The organism is Microbacterium sp. LMI1-1-1.1, from assembly GCF_040815675.1.
Classification (GTDB): domain Bacteria; phylum Actinomycetota; class Actinomycetes; order Actinomycetales; family Microbacteriaceae; genus Microbacterium.
Genome location: NZ_JBFPNN010000007.1, coordinates 240,204 through 257,849, shown reverse-complemented (window position 1 = coordinate 257,849; position 17,646 = coordinate 240,204). Strand labels below are relative to the sequence as shown.

Sequence of the window (17,646 nt, the reverse complement as noted above, 5' to 3'; positions counted from 1 at the left end):
GGCGTGCACTCAATCGACTAGGACACTTCCTGCTCGGCAAGGCGCTCGCCCGACGCCCGCTTCCTCGACCACTTCCCGACGAACGGCGTCTACCTCTCCGCCTTAAAGGGCGCGGACCCGTCACTCGCCCCCGCAAACGCGCGGTTCTTCGACGCGGGCGTCTACGGAAACACGGCACCTCCCAACTGGACGACGGTCGGCTTTCCGGGTTCCGCCGCGGAGTCTCAGGTAGAGGACGCCGCCGTGCCAGGGAACTGGTTCCGATTCACGAAGGCGGCCGGGCTGGCTCGCTCCGCGCTCATCCGCCAGGAGTTCGTTGCAGCCGCCAGCACCTTCGCGGTGGGAGACACGGTCGCTTTGCCGCCCCCATGCGGGTCAACGCCCAGGAGGATCAGTCGGGTGCCATCGCCGAGCTGCTTCTCGAGTTCCGCATCGAATCGACGGCCATCTCGATCGTGAACGTGTGCAGCGCCGGCGCGGTGGCCGACAGCGTGGGCTACATGGAGGCGGTTGTCGCAGCGGGGTGCACCCGCATCCGGGCGAGCATGACCTTCGGTGGCACGCCCGCGTCCGACTCGTGGGCGCAGTCTGCTCAGCCAACGTTCCTGAACTTGTTCAATCTGTGTCGGAACGCTGAGCCCGTAGGGGCGGTCATCGAGAGACGTATCGCGGTCGTCCCCGCCGTTGAGCGGGGGCGGCGGCGATTTTGTCTGCCGCCTCGTCGATGCTCCGCTTCGCGCCCATGACGAACACGCAGACCGCGATCATCACCGCTAGCCGGGACATCGACTGGAGGAGCGGGCCGCGCATCAGGATGAACGTGTAGCCGGCGACTAGGGGCACGAGGATGTCGATGACGTACATCTCCCGGCGGTTGGGGTCGCGGGACAGGCTGAACTGCCAGTCGTACTTCCGGCTCAGGTAACCAATGACGATGAAGCCTGCAATGACACCGACCCATCCGAAGTCGATCCACATTTCAAGCGGCAGCGGCGAGCTGAGATTGATGTTGCCGGTGTTCATGGCAAGGCCGATCTCGACGCCGGTGTCCCGGGCTTTCTCTGGCCAGACGCTACGGGGAACCCAGAAGAAGATCGCGCCGAGGATCTGCCACCCGAGTGTGTGTCCACGCTCGTCAACCCACCACATGCCGTTCGCGGTCATGACGTACTGATCGAAGTCTTTCGTCGCGATCTTGTCGGCGATGCTCGTGATCTGCAGAGCGCCGCGGCGTTCCGATGCCTCTCGGAAGTAGTCCAGGTAGGGGAAGACGACGATCGCGCCGATGATGCCGCCGATGATGGTGAACGCGAACCTATTGGGGGACAACTTGGGGAGCGTGAAGACAAGGGCGACGAGGATGGTGATGGCCCAGTAGCGCGCGCTGGTCGCCGGGTTGTTGACGACGAGGTTGACTGCGACGAGAACGAGCAGCCCTGCCCATCCGCCGATGCCGCGGCTGCGGTTACGGATCAGGTGCACGAGCCACAGCGTCATTGCGATGAACACGGGCACCGTACCCGCCGTCATGACGATTGCCGAGCCGACCTGGGAGTCCGCGGAGCTCAGGCCGGCGGCATCGATCGACTCGCGCAGTTCGCGACGGCTGGCCCACAGAACGGAGATCCCGCCAACTGTTTGCGCATAGTAGAGGGATGCGGCAATGGCGAAGACGCTCACCAACTTGAGGCGACCGATTGAGACAACGCGGTGGTGGGTGGGCGCGACACGGGCGCCGCGGCTGTCGTTGAGGAAGCGCCCAATCTCATAACCGATCGCGGTGAGGAGAAGCAGCACGCTCGCGCCGAGGAGGTACTCCTTTCCGACGAGGAACGGGAAGGTGTTGAGGTGGAACTGTGCGAGCGGCACCACGCCGACTGTGATGTAGATGAACATCCACATGGTTGCTGCGAGCACCGGAGTCTCGCCGCTGAAGAAGATGGCGGTGAGCCGCCCGGTGGAGATGATCAGGATCAGCAAAGGGATCGCGACTAGCGCAGGGTCGGCGACGATTGGACCGCTTACGAGGAACGACAGCACGGGGATACCAATGCCGCCGAGAGCGAAGAACGTGGCGAGCAGTGGCCGTCTGCGCGTCGCTGCGGTCGTGCTCAAGTTCTGTCGTCCCACGGGTTGATCCTAGGCGGCCTGATGATCGGCATTTGCCGAGGCGGATGCAGGCCGCTGGGCGCGAAGTGGGGCCAGCAGGCGGCCCCGGATCGAGTGGTAGTGGTGCTCGGTGAGCTGTGCGAAGCACCACCCGCCGAGCGCCAGTGCGAGGGTGATTCCGATCACAAGCGACCATCCCAGCAGGTTCGGCTCGAACCTGTTCGTCGGTCCAGTCGACGTGATTGCCGTGGCGATGAGCAGGAGCACCGGCATGTGGTACGCGTACAGGCTGTAGCTCGACTCGGCCAGGTTTCGGTCGACGAAGCCCAGCGCGGCGCGCGCCGGTCGCGTCTGGGGATGCACGTCGTTGATGAACAGCACGACCAACGCGGCTGCACAGATCGCGCAGAGGATAGTGCCGACGGCCACGTATCCGGACCCGCCGCCTTGAGCGCGATCGAGCACCATCGCAAGAAGCGTGACCAGAACGGCGCCGACCCGGGCGACTTGGAGCAACGGCGAGGAGACGCTAGCTATCACCGCGGAAAGCCGCGGGGACTGCCAGGCGACGAGCGCACCGAGCAGCCACGCTCCAAAAAGAATCAAAGCGACCGGTCCGGCAAGGACGCCGACGAGAACGCCGAGGATGGCGGCCGCCGTGCGCCCCTTCCACGATGCGTTACGACGGAAGATTCCGATGACGAGTAGCGGGAACAGCAGGTAGTAGGTCCACTCGAACGCGAGCGACCATAGTGGCCCGTTCGACCCGAACGGCTCCACGACCCACGCCTGAAGGAACAGCGCGTTGCCGAGAAAGGTGAACGGGTCGCCCTGCACCAAGGCGCGGCTCGCAGCGTCGTATGACGGGCTACCGGGGTAAAGAACGCGGCCGAGCATGTCGAGAGCGAATGTCAAGAACAGCGCCGGGATTAGGACGACCCAAAGCCGTGTGCCGCGCGCAATGAGGTATTCGCTCCAGCGGAAGCTACCTCGCATGCGCTGCCGGATTACGCTGCCGCCGACAAAGTACCCGCTGAGCACGAAGAACACCATCACGGCACCGTTGCCGAGGCTCGTCGCGACGTACATCACGTTGTTGATGACGCCACCGTTCGTCTCTGCGAGGGGAATCAGCAAGAATCCGCGGACGTGCACGACGACGACCATGAGTGCCGCGACGGCGCGCATCACGTTGAGGGAGCTGTTCGTCACAGCGCTCAGGATAGGGCCACCGTGTTACAGGCACAGACTCCCGGCCTGGACTGCATCCTTCGTGCGCAGATGTCTGCGTGATTGCCAGACGGTCACACACCGAGGTGGTCCAGTAAAGCCGCGCACCCCGGCCAAAGCCCCTCCGGCCGGTCGCCGACCGCGAACCACTGGAATGCGTGCGCCTCGTTCCGTGGTTGGGGGTCGCCGAGCGCCCGGACAACGAACGACAGGCCGATCGCATGTTTGCGGGGATCGTCCCCGAATACGAGGTCAGCGGCGTCGGCGGGGCGATTTGACGGCGGGAACCACTGATAAACGTAGTCGGGCTGCGGGTCTGCTGACAGGTCGAGACCGACGGCGAGGGTGTCGCCAGCGTGGCGGAGGAGCGCCTCCCGAACGCTCTCACCGCGGCTGATCCGGCCGCCGAGGTGACACCACACCACGCCGAACGGCGAGTCGCGCTGGATCAATCCGTATTCCCTCCCCCGACTCCCCTTCCGGACAGGAACGAAGTCGACGCACGCGAGGGGAATGGACTGCTCGATCTGCTGATAGAGATCAGCCGGGAGAAAGCGCACGGTCACAGCCTGGCAGCATCCCGCGATTCCCACGTCCGGTAAGGCGATGCAATGCACACAGCCAAACACTGGTCAGCGCCTGGGCGATTTCTCCGGAGGCATCCTGAGACGCGATTCCTCGCGCCCTGTCAACCGGCAGACGTGCACCCCGGCGACGAGAAGAGTGGGCCCACACGGACCACCGCTCGAAGGGAGCACTCATGTCTGCGGACACCGACGCACACGAGACCGTCATCAAGCTGATCGACCGGGCCCACACGGCCATGCTGACCACCATGACCGAGGACGGCCGGCATGTGAGCCGGCCCATGGCCGTCCAAGAGGTCGAGTTCGACGGCGACCTCTGGTTCTTCTCGTACGCGGACTCCGACAAGGTCCGCCAGATCCAGTCCTCCCCCCAGGTGAACGTGGCCCTCGCCAACGAGAAGAAGAGCGAGTGGACGTCCATCAGCGGAACTGCCGAGGTGGTCCGCGACCGGGCCAAGGCGGAGGAGCTGTGGTCGAAGCCGCTCGAGGCGTGGTTCCCGGACGGGCTCGACACCCCCGGACTCGTCCTGCTCAAAGTGAACGGCGAGACGGCGGAGTACTGGGACGCCTCCAGCAGCAAGGTCAAGCAGCTGCTCGGAATGGTCCGCGCCGTCAACAAGAACGACCCCGACGAGTTCCCCTCCGAGAACAAGACCGTCCAGCTCTGAGGTTCGACGCCCCCGGCGAGCGCAGGCTTCGCCGGGGGCGTTTCCGTGTCCAGGCAAGGCCACGGCCGACGCCCGCCCCGCCGGGACGGAACCGGAGGGGGCGCCCGCTCCCCCGGCCGCCGGAGCCGCGGTTGGTAGCGTGGGGCGATGTGGCGCCCCGACGGCGCGGCATCAGGAGGAGAGAGCCCGGATGAAGGCGTCAGAGCGGCGGGAAGAGATCGTTCGGATGGCGATGAGCAACGGGCTCGCCAGCGTCGAGGAGCTCTCCCGCGCGTTCGACGTCACGGCATCCACGATCCGACGCGACCTCTCGGCGCTCGAGCAGTCCAACCGCCTGGCGCGCACCTACGGCGGTGTCATCGCGGTCGGATCGCACCATCGCGAGATGAGCCTGCGCGAGCGCTCGGTCGATGCGTACCGGGCGAAGGATGCCATCGGGCGGACGGCGGCCGCGCAGGTCACGCCGGGCGAGACGATCCTCCTCGACGCCGGCACCACGACCGCCCGCGTCGCCGCCCACCTGGGGGCGACGCGCCCCCTGACGGTCGTCACCAATGGGATGACGCCCTTCCGTGAGTTCCAGGACGCGGACGGCGTCGAGCTGTCCCTGCTCGGCGGCTGGTACCGGCAGACGTCGCAGAGCTTCGTCGGCCCGATGGCGGAGGCCTCCCTGGAGCGCTGGTACTTCGACGCCGTGTTCCTCGGCGCCGACGCGGTGAGCGCCGACCGAGGCCTCTGCGAAGCGACGGCCACGCAGACCCGCTTGAAGGAGCTCATGTCGCGCACCGGTGCGCGCGTGTACGTCGTCGCGCACGCCGCCAAGCTCGGTGCCGCGCCGTTCAATGCGTGGGTCCGGCTGGAGGCGCCGTGGACCCTGGTGACGGATGCCGAGGCCTCCGACGAACAGCTCGAGCCCTTCCGTCGACGCGGCGTCGACATCCTGCTCGCGGACTGACCGTACCTCTGCGCGACTCCTGCGCGTTCTGCGCGCCGAGACACTCGTCGTGCGTTCTCAGCGCGCACCCATGGGCCGTACGCAGCGTTCACTCCCATCGCGGTGCACGTAATACGCAGAATTGTTGCGCACTTCGTGCATATCTGTCAGGATGACGACACCTCATACACGCGCGACGACGCCTGCCGAGCGGCATCCCGAGTCGACCGAGGCCGTGAAGAACGTTCACCGAAGAACTGCGCCGCCCCCCATTGGCGCCCACCGTCATCGACGACTGGAGGACCCCCGCATGAGTGCATTCGACGGGCTGTTGCGAAGCCGCCCCGACGGAGGTGCCGAGGCCTTGCTGCCCACCCCGACGGTGCAGTGCCACGCGGCCAACCTCGCCTTCCTTCCGGGCGGGGACCTCGCGTGCGTGTGGTTCGGCGGCACGCAGGAGGGCGTGTCGGACATCTCCATCTACCTGTCCCGCCTGCCGGCCGGGACGGACCGCTGGGTCGACCCCGTGCAGCTGAGCTTCGACGCGCAGCGCTCCGAGCAGAACCCGATCCTGTTCACGGCTCCCGACGGCGCCCTCTGGCTGGTCTACACCGCGCAGATCGCCGGCAACCAGGACACCTCCGAGGTCCGCCGACGGATCTCCCGGGACGGTGGCGAGACCTGGGACGAGCCGACCGCGCTGCTCGGCGCCGACGCACCGGTCGGCGTGTTCGTCCGACAGTCGCCGGTCGTGCTCGACAGCGGACGGATCCTGCTGCCCGTCTTCAACTGCCGCACCGTGCCCGGCGAGAAGTGGGTCGGCAACGACGACACCGCCTCGATCTGGTACTCGGACGACCAGGGCGAGACCTGGTCCGAGGTCGCCGTGCCCGCGTCCGGCGGGTGCGTCCACATGAATATCGTCCCGCGCCAGGACGGCACGCTGTGGGCGTGCTTCCGCTCCCGCTGGGCGGACCACGTCTACGAGTCGCTGTCGACGGACGGCGGGATGACGTGGGAGCCCTGTCATCCGATCGACCTGCCCAACAACAACTCGTCCATCCAGGCGCGGGCCTACGGCGACGGCCGGGTCGCGATGGTGATGAACTACGCGAGCAAGGACGACGCGACCAGCCGCCGCGTCTCGCTGTACGACGAGATCGACGACGACGGCCTCGCCGACGACGACGGTCCGCGGATCGCCGAGCCCGCCCTCGACCAGGACGGACCCAGCGCGTTCTGGGGCGCCCCGCGCGCACCCATGACCCTCGCGCTCTCGACCGACGACGGGCGCAGCTGGCCGCTCGCCTACGACATCGAGAACGGCGACGGGTACTGCCTCTCCAACAACAGCCGCGAGAGCCTCAACCGCGAACTGTCCTACCCCTCCGTGATCGCCGACGGCCACGGAGGCCTGCACATCGCCTACACCTGGCACCGCAAGACCATCAAGCACGTGCACCTGGGTGCTGATGCTCTGGCGGAGATCGTGGCGTCGCAGCCGACGTCCGCCGGGCCCGACCTCTCTGCGAAGGAGCAGCGGTCATGACCGTTCCCATGATGGTCGCACTCGCGATCACCGTCTTCATGATCATCCTGATCATGATCGACCGACTCCCGTTCGGCGTCCCGCCGCTGATCGCCTGCCTGCTGATGGTGGTGTTCAACGTCGTGCCGATCAACGTCGCGTTCAGCGGGTTCGCGAACGCGACGATCGTGATGCTCGCCTCGTTCATGGCGGTCATCGCGGCCCTGCAGAAGACCGATCTCGTCTCGGGCTTCAAACGGACGATCTCGGGCCTCGCGACGAAGGGCGGCTTCCGCGCCTACGTCCTCATCATCGTCTTCGTCATGGTCGGGTGCAGCATCTTCGGCACCGGCTCGACGGCGTACTACGTCCTCGTCATCGGCCTGCTCTCGACGCTCGCCTACAACAAGAAGCTGCCGCCGTCGAAGGTCCTCATGCCGGCCGGCTTCGCCGCGAACCACCCGATGCTGCCCTTCAACGTCGCGCTGCAGTACGGCATCGTCGTCGCCGTCCTCGAGGCGGCGGGGGTCAACGAGCGCGTCGACCTCGTGCGGTTCTCGCTCGTCAACCTCGTCCTCAGCCTCGGCTTCCTCATCTGGTGCCTCGTCGCGTACCGCATGCTGCCCGACCACCCCATCACCGACGAGGAACGCGCCGCGGATGAGACCACGGGCGGGGGCCGACCGGCACCGCGGAGCGGGGGGATCGCGGATGCCGCGGCCACCGCGACCGCCACGGCCACGGTGATCGCGCCGGCACTGACCCGGCAGCAGCAGCTGGCCACCTACGTCAGCTTCGTCGTCGCGATCGCGGGCATGATCTCGTACAGCTACATCGGCGACGGCGGGTACGCCATCACGGGCCTTTCCGTCGTCATCCTGCTGCTCACGCGGGTGCTGAACTTCGCCGAGATCCGGGATGCCATCAGCCAGCCCATCATCCTCATGTCGGCCGGCGTCATCGGCATCGCCGAGGCGCTCGGCGCGACGGGACTGACGCAGCTCGTCGGCGAGACTGTCGCGGGCATGCTCGGCGGGAACGTCAGCCCCTTCCTCCTGGTCTTCGTCTTCTGCGTCCTGACCAGCGTCCTCGCGACCCTCACCGGGTCGACCATCGGAACGGTGTACGTCTTCGCCCCGCTGGCGATCGCGACCTGCGTCGGCCTCGGACTCGACCCGACGGCCGCGGCCATCGCCATCGTCATCTCGGGCTGGAACGGACACTTCCTCCCGATCGACGGTCTGCCCGCGATGGTCATGGGCGTCGGCAAGTACTCGCTCGTGCAGTTCTGGAAGTTCACGATCCCGATGTACTTCGTGCGCCTGCTCGCCCTGACCGCCGGCGCCCTCGTCCTCTTCCCGATGTGACGCCCCTGGCATCCGAACGGAGACCGACATGACGAACACCTTCGAGCTCGCCCACGTGGGCATCAACAACGCCGACGCCACGGACGCCCAGGAGCTGGCCGACCTGCTGTGCCTGATGTTCAACCTCGATCCGCGGCACGGGAAGAAGTCCGAATTCGCGGGCACCTTCTTCGAGTGCGTGCGCTCGCAGTACCTCGGGACGCACGGCCACATCGGCATGGCGACCGCGGACCTGCCCTCCGCCGTCGAGGAGCTGACCGGCAAGGGCTTCGGCTTCAACGCCGAGACGGCCGCGTACTTCGACGACGGACGCCTGCAGAACATCTACCTCGCCGGGGAGTTCGGTGGCTTCGCCATCCATGTCATGCAGAAATAACGGATCCCCCTCGACAGACACCACCCCCGGCCCTCCCCGCCACGAAGGAGCACTCTCGTGACCACCACCATCAGCGGCAGCATCCACGCGCTCGTCACCCCGTTCCACGACGACGAGTCCCTCAACCTCGACCAGATGCACGTGCACGCCGACCGTGCTGTCCAGGCGGGCGCGGACGGCGTCTTCTGCCTCGGCACGAACGGCGAGTTTTTCCAGCAGACGGCGGACGAGCGGATCGCCGTCCTCGAGGCCGTCGTGGATGCCGCCGGGGGCCGTGTCCCCGTGTACGGCGGCGCCGGCGCGATCGGCACCGCGGAGACGGTGCGCATCGCCGAGCGCATGCAGGCCGCGGGGGCGGACGTCCTGTCCGTCATCGCGCCGTACTTCGCCGCCGCGTCGCAGGAGGAGCTCTACCAGCACTTCGCCTCCGTCGCCGCGTCGGTCGACGTGCCGGTCCTGCTCTACAACATCCCCGCGCGCACGGGGAACAACATCTCCCCCGCGACCGTCGCCCGCCTGGCCGAGATCGACAACATCGCGGGCGTGAAGGACTCCTCCGGCAACTTCGACGCCATCCTGCAGTACATCGAGCTGACGGATGCCGAGACCTTCGCGGTCCTCGCGGGGACCGACTCCCTCATCCTGCCGACGCTGCAGGCGGGCGGCGCGGGCGGCATCACCGCCGTCGCGAACGTCTACCCGCGGACCATGGTCGAGATCTCCCGACGCTGGGCGGCCGGCGACCTCGAGGGCGCCCGCGCGGCGCAGGCCTCCATCCGCGCGCTGCGCAACCTCTTCGTGCTCGGCAACCCGAACACGATCGTCAAGGCGGCCACGAACGCCGCCGGCGAGAACGTCGGACCCTGCCGCGCGCCGTTCAACCTCCTGAGCGAGGACGCGCTCGCCAAGATCGCGGCGACCGTGCGCGCCGACCAGGCAGCCGGAATGGGCTGAGCCCACCCCCCGCAGTAGCGGGCCCCGCACTCTACGTGCGGGGCCCGCTTTCTTTGCGCTCCGCGTCAGCGGTTGTACGCCGGCATGCTGCCCTTCAGCGGCGACGAGATCGCGTCGCACGCCTCGGCGAGGTCGGCGGGCAGCGGGCCCTTCGCGAGCGCGTCGATGTTCGCGCGCAGCTGGGAGGTGCGGTTCGCCCCGATGAGCACCGCGGAGACACCCGGACGGCCGACGAGCCAGCGCAGAGCCAGCTCGTACATGGGCATGCCGGCCTCCTCGGCGACCTGCGCGAGCGCCGCGGTCGCGGCGACGAGCTCGTCGGTCCAGTACCGCTTCTTGTACATCTCGGCGAGGGCGGACCCCTCGAAACGCGTCGGCGCCGCGCCGTCACGGGGAGGGCGCGCGATCATGCCGCCGGCGAGCGGGTTATAGCACATGGTCGCCAGGTCGTACGCGGAGGCGAACTCGATCCACTCGTCCTCGATCCGCCGCGCGACGAGGTTGTACACGTTCTGCCCGACCGCGGGACGCGGGATGCCGAGCTCGTCCGCGAGGCGGACCACCTCGAGCGCCTGCCACGCCGCGAAGTTCGACACCCCGTAGGCGCCGATCTTGCCCTCGGCGTGCAGCTGCGCGATCGCCTCCATGGTGTCGCGGATCGGAGTGAGCCGGTCCGGCTGGTGCAAATAGAAGAGGTCGATGCGGTCGACGTCGAGACGACGCAGCGAGCCGTGGATGCTCGCCCGCAGCCCGGCAGGAGACAGGGGCGCGTCCGCACCGGCGTCGGCGTGCGGCATCCCCGCCTTCGTCGCCAGGACGATGCGGTCGCGGTGCCGCTTCACCCAGGGCGCGATGAGGGACTCGGTCGTTCCCCGCGCGTACCCGTTGGCGCAGTCGATGCCGGTGATCCCGGCGTCCACGGCAGCCTCGAAGAGCTCCTCCGATGCCGCGGCGTCGCTGGTGTCGCCCATGTTCATCGTGCCGAGCACGGCGGTGGTGAGGGGAACGGGCGTCCCGGGGATCGTGATCGCGCCCGCGGACGTGTCATCGCTCATGCGTAAACCTCCTTGTTGACCTGCTCGATTCTCTCTCGATTGCGCGTTGCGCGCAATTTCTCGCGCGAAACGCGCGCCATCGTGTTAAGCTCGAGAGGCACCGCACCCCTCGCTCACCGGAGAGACCGATATGACCTGCGACACCGGCCCTGGCGTCCCGGCGACGGTCGGCCTGGTCGCCGACGACTTCACCGGTGCCGCCGATTCCGCCGGCGTCTTCACGCAGCACGGCTGGGCGGTGCGGCTCCTCGTGGGCCCCGCGGACACGGACCATGAGGCCCCCCTGACCCCGAGCACCGTGCTCGCGGTCGCCACCGGTGCCCGGTCCCTGAACGACCCGGATGCCGCGGAGGTCACCGCGGCCGCTGTCCGCCGGCTGTCCGAGGCCGGGGTCGAGCGCCTCTTCCTCAAGATCGACTCCACGATGCGCGGGTCGGTGCCTGCACAGGTGCGGGGAGCCCTCGATGCCTGGAGCCGTCGGCATCCTGACGCCCGCGCCGTCGTCACCCCGGCCTTCCCGGCACTGGGGCGCACCGTCGTGGACGGTGTCGTCCTCGTCGACGGCATCCCGGTCAGCGAGACGGACTCCGGCCGCGACCCCTTCGCGCCCGTCGCGTCCAGCCGTCTCGACGAACTGCTGCCCGGGTTCCAGCCGCTGTCTCCGGCGAGCGCGATCTCGTCGATGCCCGCCCGGGCGTACGCGGATGCCACGACGGACGACGATCTGGACGCGCTGGCCCGCCTCGTCCATCACGACCCCGCCGTCGTCGCCGTCGGTTCCGCCGGTCTCGCCTCCGCCCTCGCCCGCCGGTGGCAGCATCCCGCTCGGGCCTCCGTCGCATCCGCGAGCCGCGGGGGCGTGGTCGTCGCGGTCACCTCGCTGCACCCGGTCTCCGCCCGCCAGGTGAGCGAGCTGGCGGCATCCCTCCCCTCCGACGTCGACGTGCTGACACCGCCCGTCGAACGCGGCCCCCGTCCGTCTGACGTCGCCGCGGAGCTCGCCCAGCGGGTGAACGCGCTCGTGAAAACACAGGACGTCGGCGCGCTGATCGTCGTCGGCGGCGACGGCGTGGCCGCCGTGCTCGCCGCGTTGGGCGCGACCGCCGTCCGCCTCGACGGCGTCCTCGACGCGGGCTGTCCGACCGGGATCATCGTCGGCGGTCTGGCCGACGGCGTGCGCCTCGTCTCCAAGTCCGGCGGGTTCGGCTCGTCGAGCGCCCTCGTCGACCTCGTGTCCCACCTGCGGTCGCAATCGCCGACCGACCCGGTCCTCCACCCCGTCCACCCGAAGGAAGATCACAATGTCTGAGCATCCCGCCCTCCCGGTCCTCGCCCTCACCCTGGGCGACGTCGCGGGAATCGGTCCCGAGATCACCGTCAAGACGCTGCTGCAGCACCCCGAGCTGCGCGAGATCTGCGTTCCCGTCGTCATCGGCGACGCGGACGCCCTCCGTCGCGGTGCGGAGTTCGTCGGCCTCGACCCCGCGGCGGTGCGTGTGATCGCCGACCCGCGCGACGCGGTGAACGACCCCGCCCTGGTGGAGGTCGTGCAGACCGGCGGCTCGCTGGGTCACGTGCCGGTGGGCGAGCTGAGCCCCGAGGCGGGCGACGGCGCGTACCGCTTCGTCGTCGAGGCGTGCCGACTGGCGCGGGAGGGCATCGTGCAGGGCATCGTCACGGCGCCGCTCAACAAGGCCGCGATGCAGGCCGGCGGGCACAAGTGGCCCGGCCACACCGAGCTGTTGGCGCACGAGTTCGGCGTGAAGAACTTCAGCCTCGTTCTCTCCGCCGGTGACCTCTACTTCTTCCACCTCACCGCGCACGTCTCGCTGCAGCAGGCGATCGAGCGCACGAGCCCGGAGCGGACCGACGACGTGCTGACCCTCGCCGGGGCGTTCGTCCGCGCACTCGGCAAGCCCGACGAGGCGATCGGCCTGTGCGGCCTCAACCCGCACGCCGGCGAGAACCGCATCTTCGGCGATCAGGATGCCGACATCCTCGCGCCCGCCGTGGAGCGCGCACGCGAGCGCGGCATCAACGCGCACGGGCCGATCCCGGCGGATGCGCTCATCCCCGCTGCCGTGCGCGGCAAGTGGAACATGGTCGTCGCCTGCTACCACGACCAGGGACACGCCCCCTTCAAGGCGGTCTACGGCGACGACGGCGTCAACATCACCGTCGGCCTGCCCGTCGTCCGCGTCTCGGTCGATCACGGCACGGCGTTCGACATCGCCGGACAGGGCATCGCCCGCGAGGCGAGCCTCGTCCTGTCGGTCCAGCGCGCCGCGGAGCTCTCGCGGGGCTGGGACACCGTGTGGGAGACCGCGCGGGCCAGCGACCTCGTGGCCTGACCTCGCTCGAGCCTCCGTTCGGGGCCGCCTCCGCCCGGGGCTCCCGTTCCCGGGCGGAGGCGGCGGCTTCGAGACCCCCGGCTCGACGCCCTTCCGTCACCTCGACGTCATCTTCCCGGCGTACCGTCGCCTCCGACCGGAGGGGGAACAGTGGACGAACATGTCGAGACCGTGGCGATCCTGGTGTGTCTCGTGCTCCTCTTCGGGACCACGCTGACGATGGGCGTCGTCGCCGCTCTGCGCAACCGCGAGTGACGCGGGATGGATGCCACCCGGTGGCATCCATCGGCCCTTCCGGCGACGCGGGGGTCAGCCGCCGGCTTGCATCATCGCGCGGCGGGCGGCATCGCCGAGAGCGGTCACGTCGGTGCCGTCGACGATGACGGTCTTCTTCATCATCGGGATGAAATCGCCGTCGCGCACGCGGACCTGCGGGGTGAGGCCGACGGGACCGATCTCGTCCTCGAAGTCGGCGACCACGTCGACCGCGCGCACCCCGCGGGAGTAGCTCGACCAGTTGAACGCGCCGTTCCAGGCGAGGAAGCGCTCGAAGTCCGGGTCCTCGCGGACGCACATGCCCTGCAGCGACCGCCTCAGGCCGCGCACGACGGCCTCGCCCAGCTGCCTCGGCGTCGCGGTCGGCGAGACGACCTCGGGCAGCCCGTCGAGCGCCCAGGTGCGATGCGTCGGGCGCGAATAGACGAGCACCTCGATGCGGCCGTCGCGCTGCCGGTGCAGCGAGAGGGAGTGCCAGGCCATTACGCGGCTCCCTCTCGGCACGTTCGGCGTCGGGCGCCGCCGGCCCCCCTCGCTCCCCCGGCTCGGCGGGAACGGTGACTCGGCTCACGGGCGAGTTCGCGCGACGTCATGGATGACCTCCTCGGTGCGAGAGTGGGATGCCGAGCGATGAGCCCGATGTTCGACGTTAGGTCGCGCTGCGCGGGAAATCCCCGCTCAGCCGTGAATCTCGCCCGCCGGTTCACCTGGCGGCATCCCGTCCGCCTGCAGGACCGCCGGATCGGATGCGGCCACGTCGAACGTCACGTCGGGTCCTGGTCCCGCCGGCGCCGCGCGGACGCCAGCCCCGTGACCGCCAGAAGGACGGCGACGGCGGCGAACACCGCCGGGAGGAACCAGCCGATGGTCAGCTGCGCCGCCCACGCGAGCAGCGCGGCGACCACCGCGAGCGCGAGCAGGAGGACACCGGTCGATTCACGGCTCTGAGACATGGGTCGAGGGACCTTTCGTGGGGCGGACCTTTCGACGCTGGCAGCGCGGAACGCAGAGCGCGCCCGACAGGTGGGGGGAACTCCCCCGCCGGGTGGGGCCGCCGCGCGGTCAGACCCGTGGCGGCGTCACCGCGCAGCTTGTCTGGGCATGCATACATGCCCTATGGTCGGAGTGTCCTCTCGCCGTCCTGCCTCGTCACGACCCCGGGCCCGGTCGGCCGACGCGACGAAGGAGAGAACGATGGATGCGCACCGCACGCGACTCATCGCCGTCCTTCGCGAGATCTACGACGTCGACCGCGACGACCGCGGCGACGTCTTCCGGCTGCGCTCCCTCACCGCGTACAGCGGACGGACCGTCGCCCTGACGGCGAGCGCCCGCACCGTCGCGGCGTACGTCGAGCGGACGCGGGCGCGGGCGCTGCGAGCGCTCGGCGCCGTCGGCGGCGACCCGACGGGGACCATCGCGGCCATCGGCCTGCTCGGCGTGGACATCGAGGACATCATCGAGTCCGACGACGCCGTCCAGCACGTCCGGGTCACCCCGCACGGGGCGCGGCGCGTCTCTGCCACCGGCGACCGCGCCGGCTTCTCGTTCTAGCCCACGTCGGACGGGTGGATGCCGCCCCTCGGGGCCGTGGCATCCAGGATCCTCGTTCGCGGGAGACGCACTCGACCGCAGAGGAGAGGGGCTCCTCCCCGCCGGGGGTGCCGTCCGAGCGGGGAGGAGTCACCTGCATTCCATTGTCCACCTTTAGGGGGACAGCGTCACTAGGGGGAACCGAGTTAGATGAAAATGAGGCCGTCGTCGGCCGGGTGCCCATGAGGCCGGCGACGGTCCACAGCCCCGGAATTCCGCGGTTCTTGCGGCGTGCCGAACGGAGTCGGCCGCGCGCTGCGCCGGCAGAATCTGCGCGGCGATCACGCGGCGCGGACGAATTCCGCACACGCGATACGGCGCGCGCAGTCCGCCGGGTCCGCGCGTGCTCCGCCGCGGCGTCGCTCCCGTGGTGAGGCGCTGTCCCGCGCTTCTCCGGCGCTGACTTGTCGCAAATGCACGCGACACCCCGGCGCCGGCGTACATATGGGGCAAGTCAGCGCCATCCGAAAAGGGGGTGGCGGGGTGCGCGATCTTCCGCCCTGCCTTGCTGTCGCGCCCTTTTCCAGCGGTGACTTGTCGCAGATGTACGCGACGCCAGGGCGCCGGCGTACATATGGGGCAAGTCAGCGCCACACGCAGAGGGGGCTGGCGTGCAGCCGTGATGTTCCGGGGCTTCCGTGCTGTCCCGTGGCTTCCGTGCTGTCCCGTGCTCTTCCAGCGGTGACTTGTCGCAGATGTACGCGACGCCAGGGCCCCGGCGTACATATGGGGCAAGTCAGCGCCATCCGCAGAGGGGGCTGGCGCGATGTCGGGGGTCGGTCGTAGCCTGCTGCTCTCTCGGCCGGAGAAAGGATCCGGCGTAGCGATGGGCGAATGGCATCCGGTGTTGGCTGCGGTCGAAGGACCGACCGGGGTGTGGCGGATGGTCGACCCGCAAGGACACGAGTACGGGCGCATCGAGATCCGCCGCGTGATGAACGGCCAGCAGGTCATGTACAAGGCCATCCACCGCGGCGAGGTCATCGGGTGGGCGCACACGCTGCGGCTCGCCTGTTACAAGGTGCACATGGCGTTCCTCGGGTCGATGCGTCCCGGCGGGGCCCCGGCAGCGGACTGGGGCGAGCTCACCGGCAACGGCCGGCGCCGGTGACGGCCGCGCGCGTGGTGCTCCGATCGATAAACGCTGTCTGCACTCAGAAACGCGTGCACACGGCGTTTATGAGGGCAGAGAGCGTTTATGAGTGCCGGGTCGGACCCGGCGAGCGCAGCTCGGGAACGGGGCCGGCGGCCGTGGCATCCCGAGTCCGGTGCGGCGAAGGTCAGGCCGGGAACGCGGCGGCATCCCGGGTCCGGTGCGGCGAAGGTCAGGCCGGGAACGCGGCGGCGAGCAGGCGGCCCGCCTCCCGCAGGTACGGCTCCGGGTCGGCGATGGCCGCAGCGACCGAGCCGGACAGCTCGCTCAGCGCGACAGCGGCGGCGAAGCGCTCGGTCGAAGCCGCGATGCCCCCGGCGGCGAGCAGGAGCGGTGAGGTGGCGGCATCCATGAGGAATCCGACGACCTTGCCGTGGGCGCTCTGCTCGTCGAAGCGCCCCTCGCCCGTGACGACCACGTCGGCTCGGTGCATCGCGTCGAGGAGTCCGCTGCGTTCGGCCACGAAGGCCGCACCGGAGGTCATCCGGCCGCCCCACGCGAGCAGCGCGTAGGCGGCACCACCGGCGGCACCCGCGCCCGGCGTGGCCGGATCGACCCCGACCATGCCCGCGAACCCGGCGAGCGCCCGGTCCATCGCGACGACATCGGCGGGGCTGGCACCCTTCTGCGGACCGAACACCGCCGCCGCGCCCCGCTCGCCGAGCAGCGGGTTGGTGACGTCGGCCAGGATGCGCACTCCCCCGGGCGGCGGTGACAGCAACCCGGCCAGGTCGAGGGATGCCGCCGCCGCCAGGCCGCGGGCGCCCGGCGCGATCGGACGACCGTCCTGGTCGCGGATCGACGCCCCCAGCGCGGTCAGCAGTCCCGCTCCCCCGTCGGTCGAGGCGCTGCCTCCCACCGCGACGGCGATCTCGTCGACGCCGGCCTCGAGCGCCGCCCGGATGGCGTGTCCCACGCCCGCGGTCCCGGCGTTCAGCGGAGCCGGGGCGGCGAGGGTCAGCCCGCTCGTCGCGGCGAGCTCCACCAGGCCGGTGACCGACCCGTCCGGCGCCGGGATGCCGACCCACCAGGTGGACACGGGCTGCCCCGTGGGTCCGGGGACGACGACGGGATGCCGCTCCACTCCCGGCATCGCGGATTCGAGAGCGGCCATGGTGCCCTCGCCGCCGTCCGCCATCGGGTGGCGGCGGATGTCGTCGCCGGGACGCCGTTCCGCCCACCCCTCGCCGATCCACTGCGCGACGTCCGCCGCGGAGGCGCTGCCCTTGAAGGAATCGGGGGCGATGACGACGGTCCTGGTGCGCATGGGACTCCTTCGCTCGGGCTCCCAGTCTCACCCGGTCCCTCCTCCCCCGCCGAACTCCCGACTCCCCCGCACCCCCGCTCCGCTCAGCCCGGCTCGGCCCTGCCCGGCCCTGCCTCGCCGAACTCCTGAGAACCGCGAGCCCCGCTCCGCTCGGCCCCGCCCGGCCCTGCCTCGCCGAACTCCTGAGAACCGCGAGCC

The 17,646-nt window shown here is 69.5% G+C and carries 17 protein-coding genes; 10 read left to right on the top strand and 7 right to left on the bottom strand.

From position 1 onward, the window contains the following. Positions 1 to 651: 651 nt before the first annotated feature. From MRBLMI1_RS07185 to MRBLMI1_RS07175, 3 genes are all read right to left on the bottom strand, one after another. Positions 652 to 2,130 (bottom strand): hypothetical protein, encoded by a 1,479-nt coding sequence (locus tag MRBLMI1_RS07185; protein WP_367728887.1) that lies wholly within the window; start codon positions 2,128 to 2,130, stop codon positions 652 to 654. Between the two features lie 9 nt (positions 2,131 to 2,139). Then, a complete protein-coding gene (locus MRBLMI1_RS07180; protein WP_367728884.1) occupies positions 2,140 to 3,321 on the bottom strand; it encodes an acyltransferase family protein in 1,182 nt (393 codons plus the stop codon). A 92-nt stretch (positions 3,322 to 3,413) separates the two neighbouring features. Beyond that, a complete protein-coding gene (locus MRBLMI1_RS07175; protein WP_367728881.1) occupies positions 3,414 to 3,899 on the bottom strand; it encodes a DUF4916 domain-containing protein in 486 nt (161 codons plus the stop codon). A 200-nt stretch (positions 3,900 to 4,099) separates the two neighbouring features. On the opposite strand from MRBLMI1_RS07175, the gene MRBLMI1_RS07170 reads away from it, so the two are divergent. The 6 genes from MRBLMI1_RS07170 (at position 4,100) to dapA (ending at position 9,753) form a co-directional block, all read left to right on the top strand. After that, the gene (locus MRBLMI1_RS07170) at positions 4,100 to 4,594 is read left to right on the top strand and encodes a pyridoxamine 5'-phosphate oxidase family protein (RefSeq protein WP_367728879.1); all 495 of its coding nucleotides are present in this window, start codon (positions 4,100 to 4,102) and stop codon (positions 4,592 to 4,594) included. 190 nt (positions 4,595 to 4,784) lie between these two features. Next, positions 4,785 to 5,549 carry a DeoR/GlpR family DNA-binding transcription regulator gene (locus tag MRBLMI1_RS07165; protein WP_367728877.1) on the top strand — a complete coding sequence of 255 codons (765 nt, stop codon included), beginning with the start codon at positions 4,785 to 4,787 and terminating at the stop codon, positions 5,547 to 5,549. Positions 5,550 to 5,838: 289 nt separating this feature from the next. Further along, a complete protein-coding gene (locus MRBLMI1_RS07160; RefSeq protein ID WP_367728876.1) occupies positions 5,839 to 7,077 on the top strand; it encodes a sialidase family protein in 1,239 nt (412 codons plus the stop codon). Further along, positions 7,074 to 8,423, top strand: coding sequence for an SLC13 family permease (locus MRBLMI1_RS07155; protein ID WP_367728874.1), 1,350 nt, complete (start codon positions 7,074 to 7,076; stop codon positions 8,421 to 8,423). Before MRBLMI1_RS07160 ends, MRBLMI1_RS07155 begins: the two co-directional genes overlap by 4 nt. Positions 8,424 to 8,451: 28 nt before the next feature. Further along, positions 8,452 to 8,799 carry a hypothetical protein gene (locus tag MRBLMI1_RS07150; RefSeq protein WP_367728872.1) on the top strand — a complete coding sequence of 116 codons (348 nt, stop codon included), beginning with the start codon at positions 8,452 to 8,454 and terminating at the stop codon, positions 8,797 to 8,799. Positions 8,800 to 8,856: 57 nt separating this feature from the next. Beyond that, positions 8,857 to 9,753, top strand: coding sequence for a 4-hydroxy-tetrahydrodipicolinate synthase (gene dapA / locus MRBLMI1_RS07145; RefSeq protein WP_367728871.1), 897 nt, complete (start codon positions 8,857 to 8,859; stop codon positions 9,751 to 9,753). Between the two features lie 65 nt (positions 9,754 to 9,818). On the opposite strand, the gene MRBLMI1_RS07140 is transcribed toward dapA, so the two are convergent. Further along, positions 9,819 to 10,808: an aldo/keto reductase gene (locus MRBLMI1_RS07140; protein WP_367728869.1), complete on the bottom strand. Its 990-nt coding sequence runs from the start codon at positions 10,806 to 10,808 to the stop codon at positions 9,819 to 9,821. A gap of 130 nt (positions 10,809 to 10,938) precedes the next feature. On the opposite strand from MRBLMI1_RS07140, the gene MRBLMI1_RS07135 reads away from it, so the two are divergent. Beyond that, positions 10,939 to 12,117, top strand: a complete 1,179-nt coding sequence (locus tag MRBLMI1_RS07135; RefSeq protein ID WP_367728866.1) for a four-carbon acid sugar kinase family protein — start codon at positions 10,939 to 10,941, stop codon at positions 12,115 to 12,117. Next, the gene (pdxA, locus tag MRBLMI1_RS07130; protein ID WP_367728862.1) at positions 12,110 to 13,159 is read left to right on the top strand and encodes a 4-hydroxythreonine-4-phosphate dehydrogenase PdxA; all 1,050 of its coding nucleotides are present in this window, start codon (positions 12,110 to 12,112) and stop codon (positions 13,157 to 13,159) included. The genes MRBLMI1_RS07135 and pdxA overlap by 8 nt, the downstream gene beginning before the upstream one ends. A gap of 309 nt (positions 13,160 to 13,468) precedes the next feature. Here pdxA and MRBLMI1_RS07125 read toward each other — a convergent pair whose 3' ends face one another. Both MRBLMI1_RS07125 and MRBLMI1_RS07120 read right to left on the bottom strand, forming a co-directional pair. Beyond that, positions 13,469 to 13,918, bottom strand: coding sequence for a hypothetical protein (locus tag MRBLMI1_RS07125; protein ID WP_367728860.1), 450 nt, complete (start codon positions 13,916 to 13,918; stop codon positions 13,469 to 13,471). A gap of 281 nt (positions 13,919 to 14,199) precedes the next feature. Beyond that, positions 14,200 to 14,388 carry a hypothetical protein gene (locus MRBLMI1_RS07120; RefSeq protein ID WP_367728857.1) on the bottom strand — a complete coding sequence of 63 codons (189 nt, stop codon included), beginning with the start codon at positions 14,386 to 14,388 and terminating at the stop codon, positions 14,200 to 14,202. Positions 14,389 to 14,629: 241 nt separating this feature from the next. Here MRBLMI1_RS07120 and MRBLMI1_RS07115 point away from each other — a divergent pair, with 241 nt between their 5' ends. Then, positions 14,630 to 14,989, top strand: coding sequence for a hypothetical protein (locus MRBLMI1_RS07115; RefSeq protein ID WP_367728855.1), 360 nt, complete (start codon positions 14,630 to 14,632; stop codon positions 14,987 to 14,989). Between the two features lie 922 nt (positions 14,990 to 15,911). Continuing rightward, a complete protein-coding gene (locus tag MRBLMI1_RS07110) occupies positions 15,912 to 16,139 on the top strand; it encodes a hypothetical protein (RefSeq protein ID WP_367728852.1) in 228 nt (75 codons plus the stop codon). A 214-nt stretch (positions 16,140 to 16,353) separates the two neighbouring features. Here MRBLMI1_RS07110 and MRBLMI1_RS07105 read toward each other — a convergent pair whose 3' ends face one another. Beyond that, positions 16,354 to 17,448 (bottom strand): glycerate kinase, encoded by a 1,095-nt coding sequence (locus MRBLMI1_RS07105; protein WP_367728850.1) that lies wholly within the window; start codon positions 17,446 to 17,448, stop codon positions 16,354 to 16,356. Between the last annotated feature and the right edge of the window lie 198 nt (positions 17,449 to 17,646).

Excerpts from the sequence above, each read along its gene's own strand:
- MRBLMI1_RS07170 (WP_367728879.1), top strand. The coding sequence starts at position 4,100 with ATGTCTGCGGACACCGACGCACACGAGACCGTCATCAAGCTGATCGAC.
- MRBLMI1_RS07165 (WP_367728877.1), top strand. The coding sequence starts at position 4,785 with ATGAAGGCGTCAGAGCGGCGGGAAGAGATCGTTCGGATGGCGATGAGC.
- MRBLMI1_RS07160 (WP_367728876.1), top strand. The coding sequence starts at position 5,839 with ATGAGTGCATTCGACGGGCTGTTGCGAAGCCGCCCCGACGGAGGTGCC.
- MRBLMI1_RS07155 (WP_367728874.1), top strand. The coding sequence starts at position 7,074 with ATGACCGTTCCCATGATGGTCGCACTCGCGATCACCGTCTTCATGATC.
- MRBLMI1_RS07150 (WP_367728872.1), top strand. The coding sequence starts at position 8,452 with ATGACGAACACCTTCGAGCTCGCCCACGTGGGCATCAACAACGCCGAC.
- MRBLMI1_RS07140 (WP_367728869.1), bottom strand. The coding sequence starts at position 10,808 with ATGAGCGATGACACGTCCGCGGGCGCGATCACGATCCCCGGGACGCCC.
- MRBLMI1_RS07135 (WP_367728866.1), top strand. The coding sequence starts at position 10,939 with ATGACCTGCGACACCGGCCCTGGCGTCCCGGCGACGGTCGGCCTGGTC.
- pdxA (WP_367728862.1), top strand. The coding sequence starts at position 12,110 with ATGTCTGAGCATCCCGCCCTCCCGGTCCTCGCCCTCACCCTGGGCGAC.
- MRBLMI1_RS07125 (WP_367728860.1), bottom strand. The coding sequence starts at position 13,918 with ATGGCCTGGCACTCCCTCTCGCTGCACCGGCAGCGCGACGGCCGCATC.
- MRBLMI1_RS07120 (WP_367728857.1), bottom strand. The coding sequence starts at position 14,388 with ATGTCTCAGAGCCGTGAATCGACCGGTGTCCTCCTGCTCGCGCTCGCG.
- MRBLMI1_RS07115 (WP_367728855.1), top strand. The coding sequence starts at position 14,630 with ATGGATGCGCACCGCACGCGACTCATCGCCGTCCTTCGCGAGATCTAC.
- MRBLMI1_RS07110 (WP_367728852.1), top strand. The coding sequence starts at position 15,912 with ATGGTCGACCCGCAAGGACACGAGTACGGGCGCATCGAGATCCGCCGC.
- MRBLMI1_RS07105 (WP_367728850.1), bottom strand. The coding sequence starts at position 17,448 with ATGCGCACCAGGACCGTCGTCATCGCCCCCGATTCCTTCAAGGGCAGC.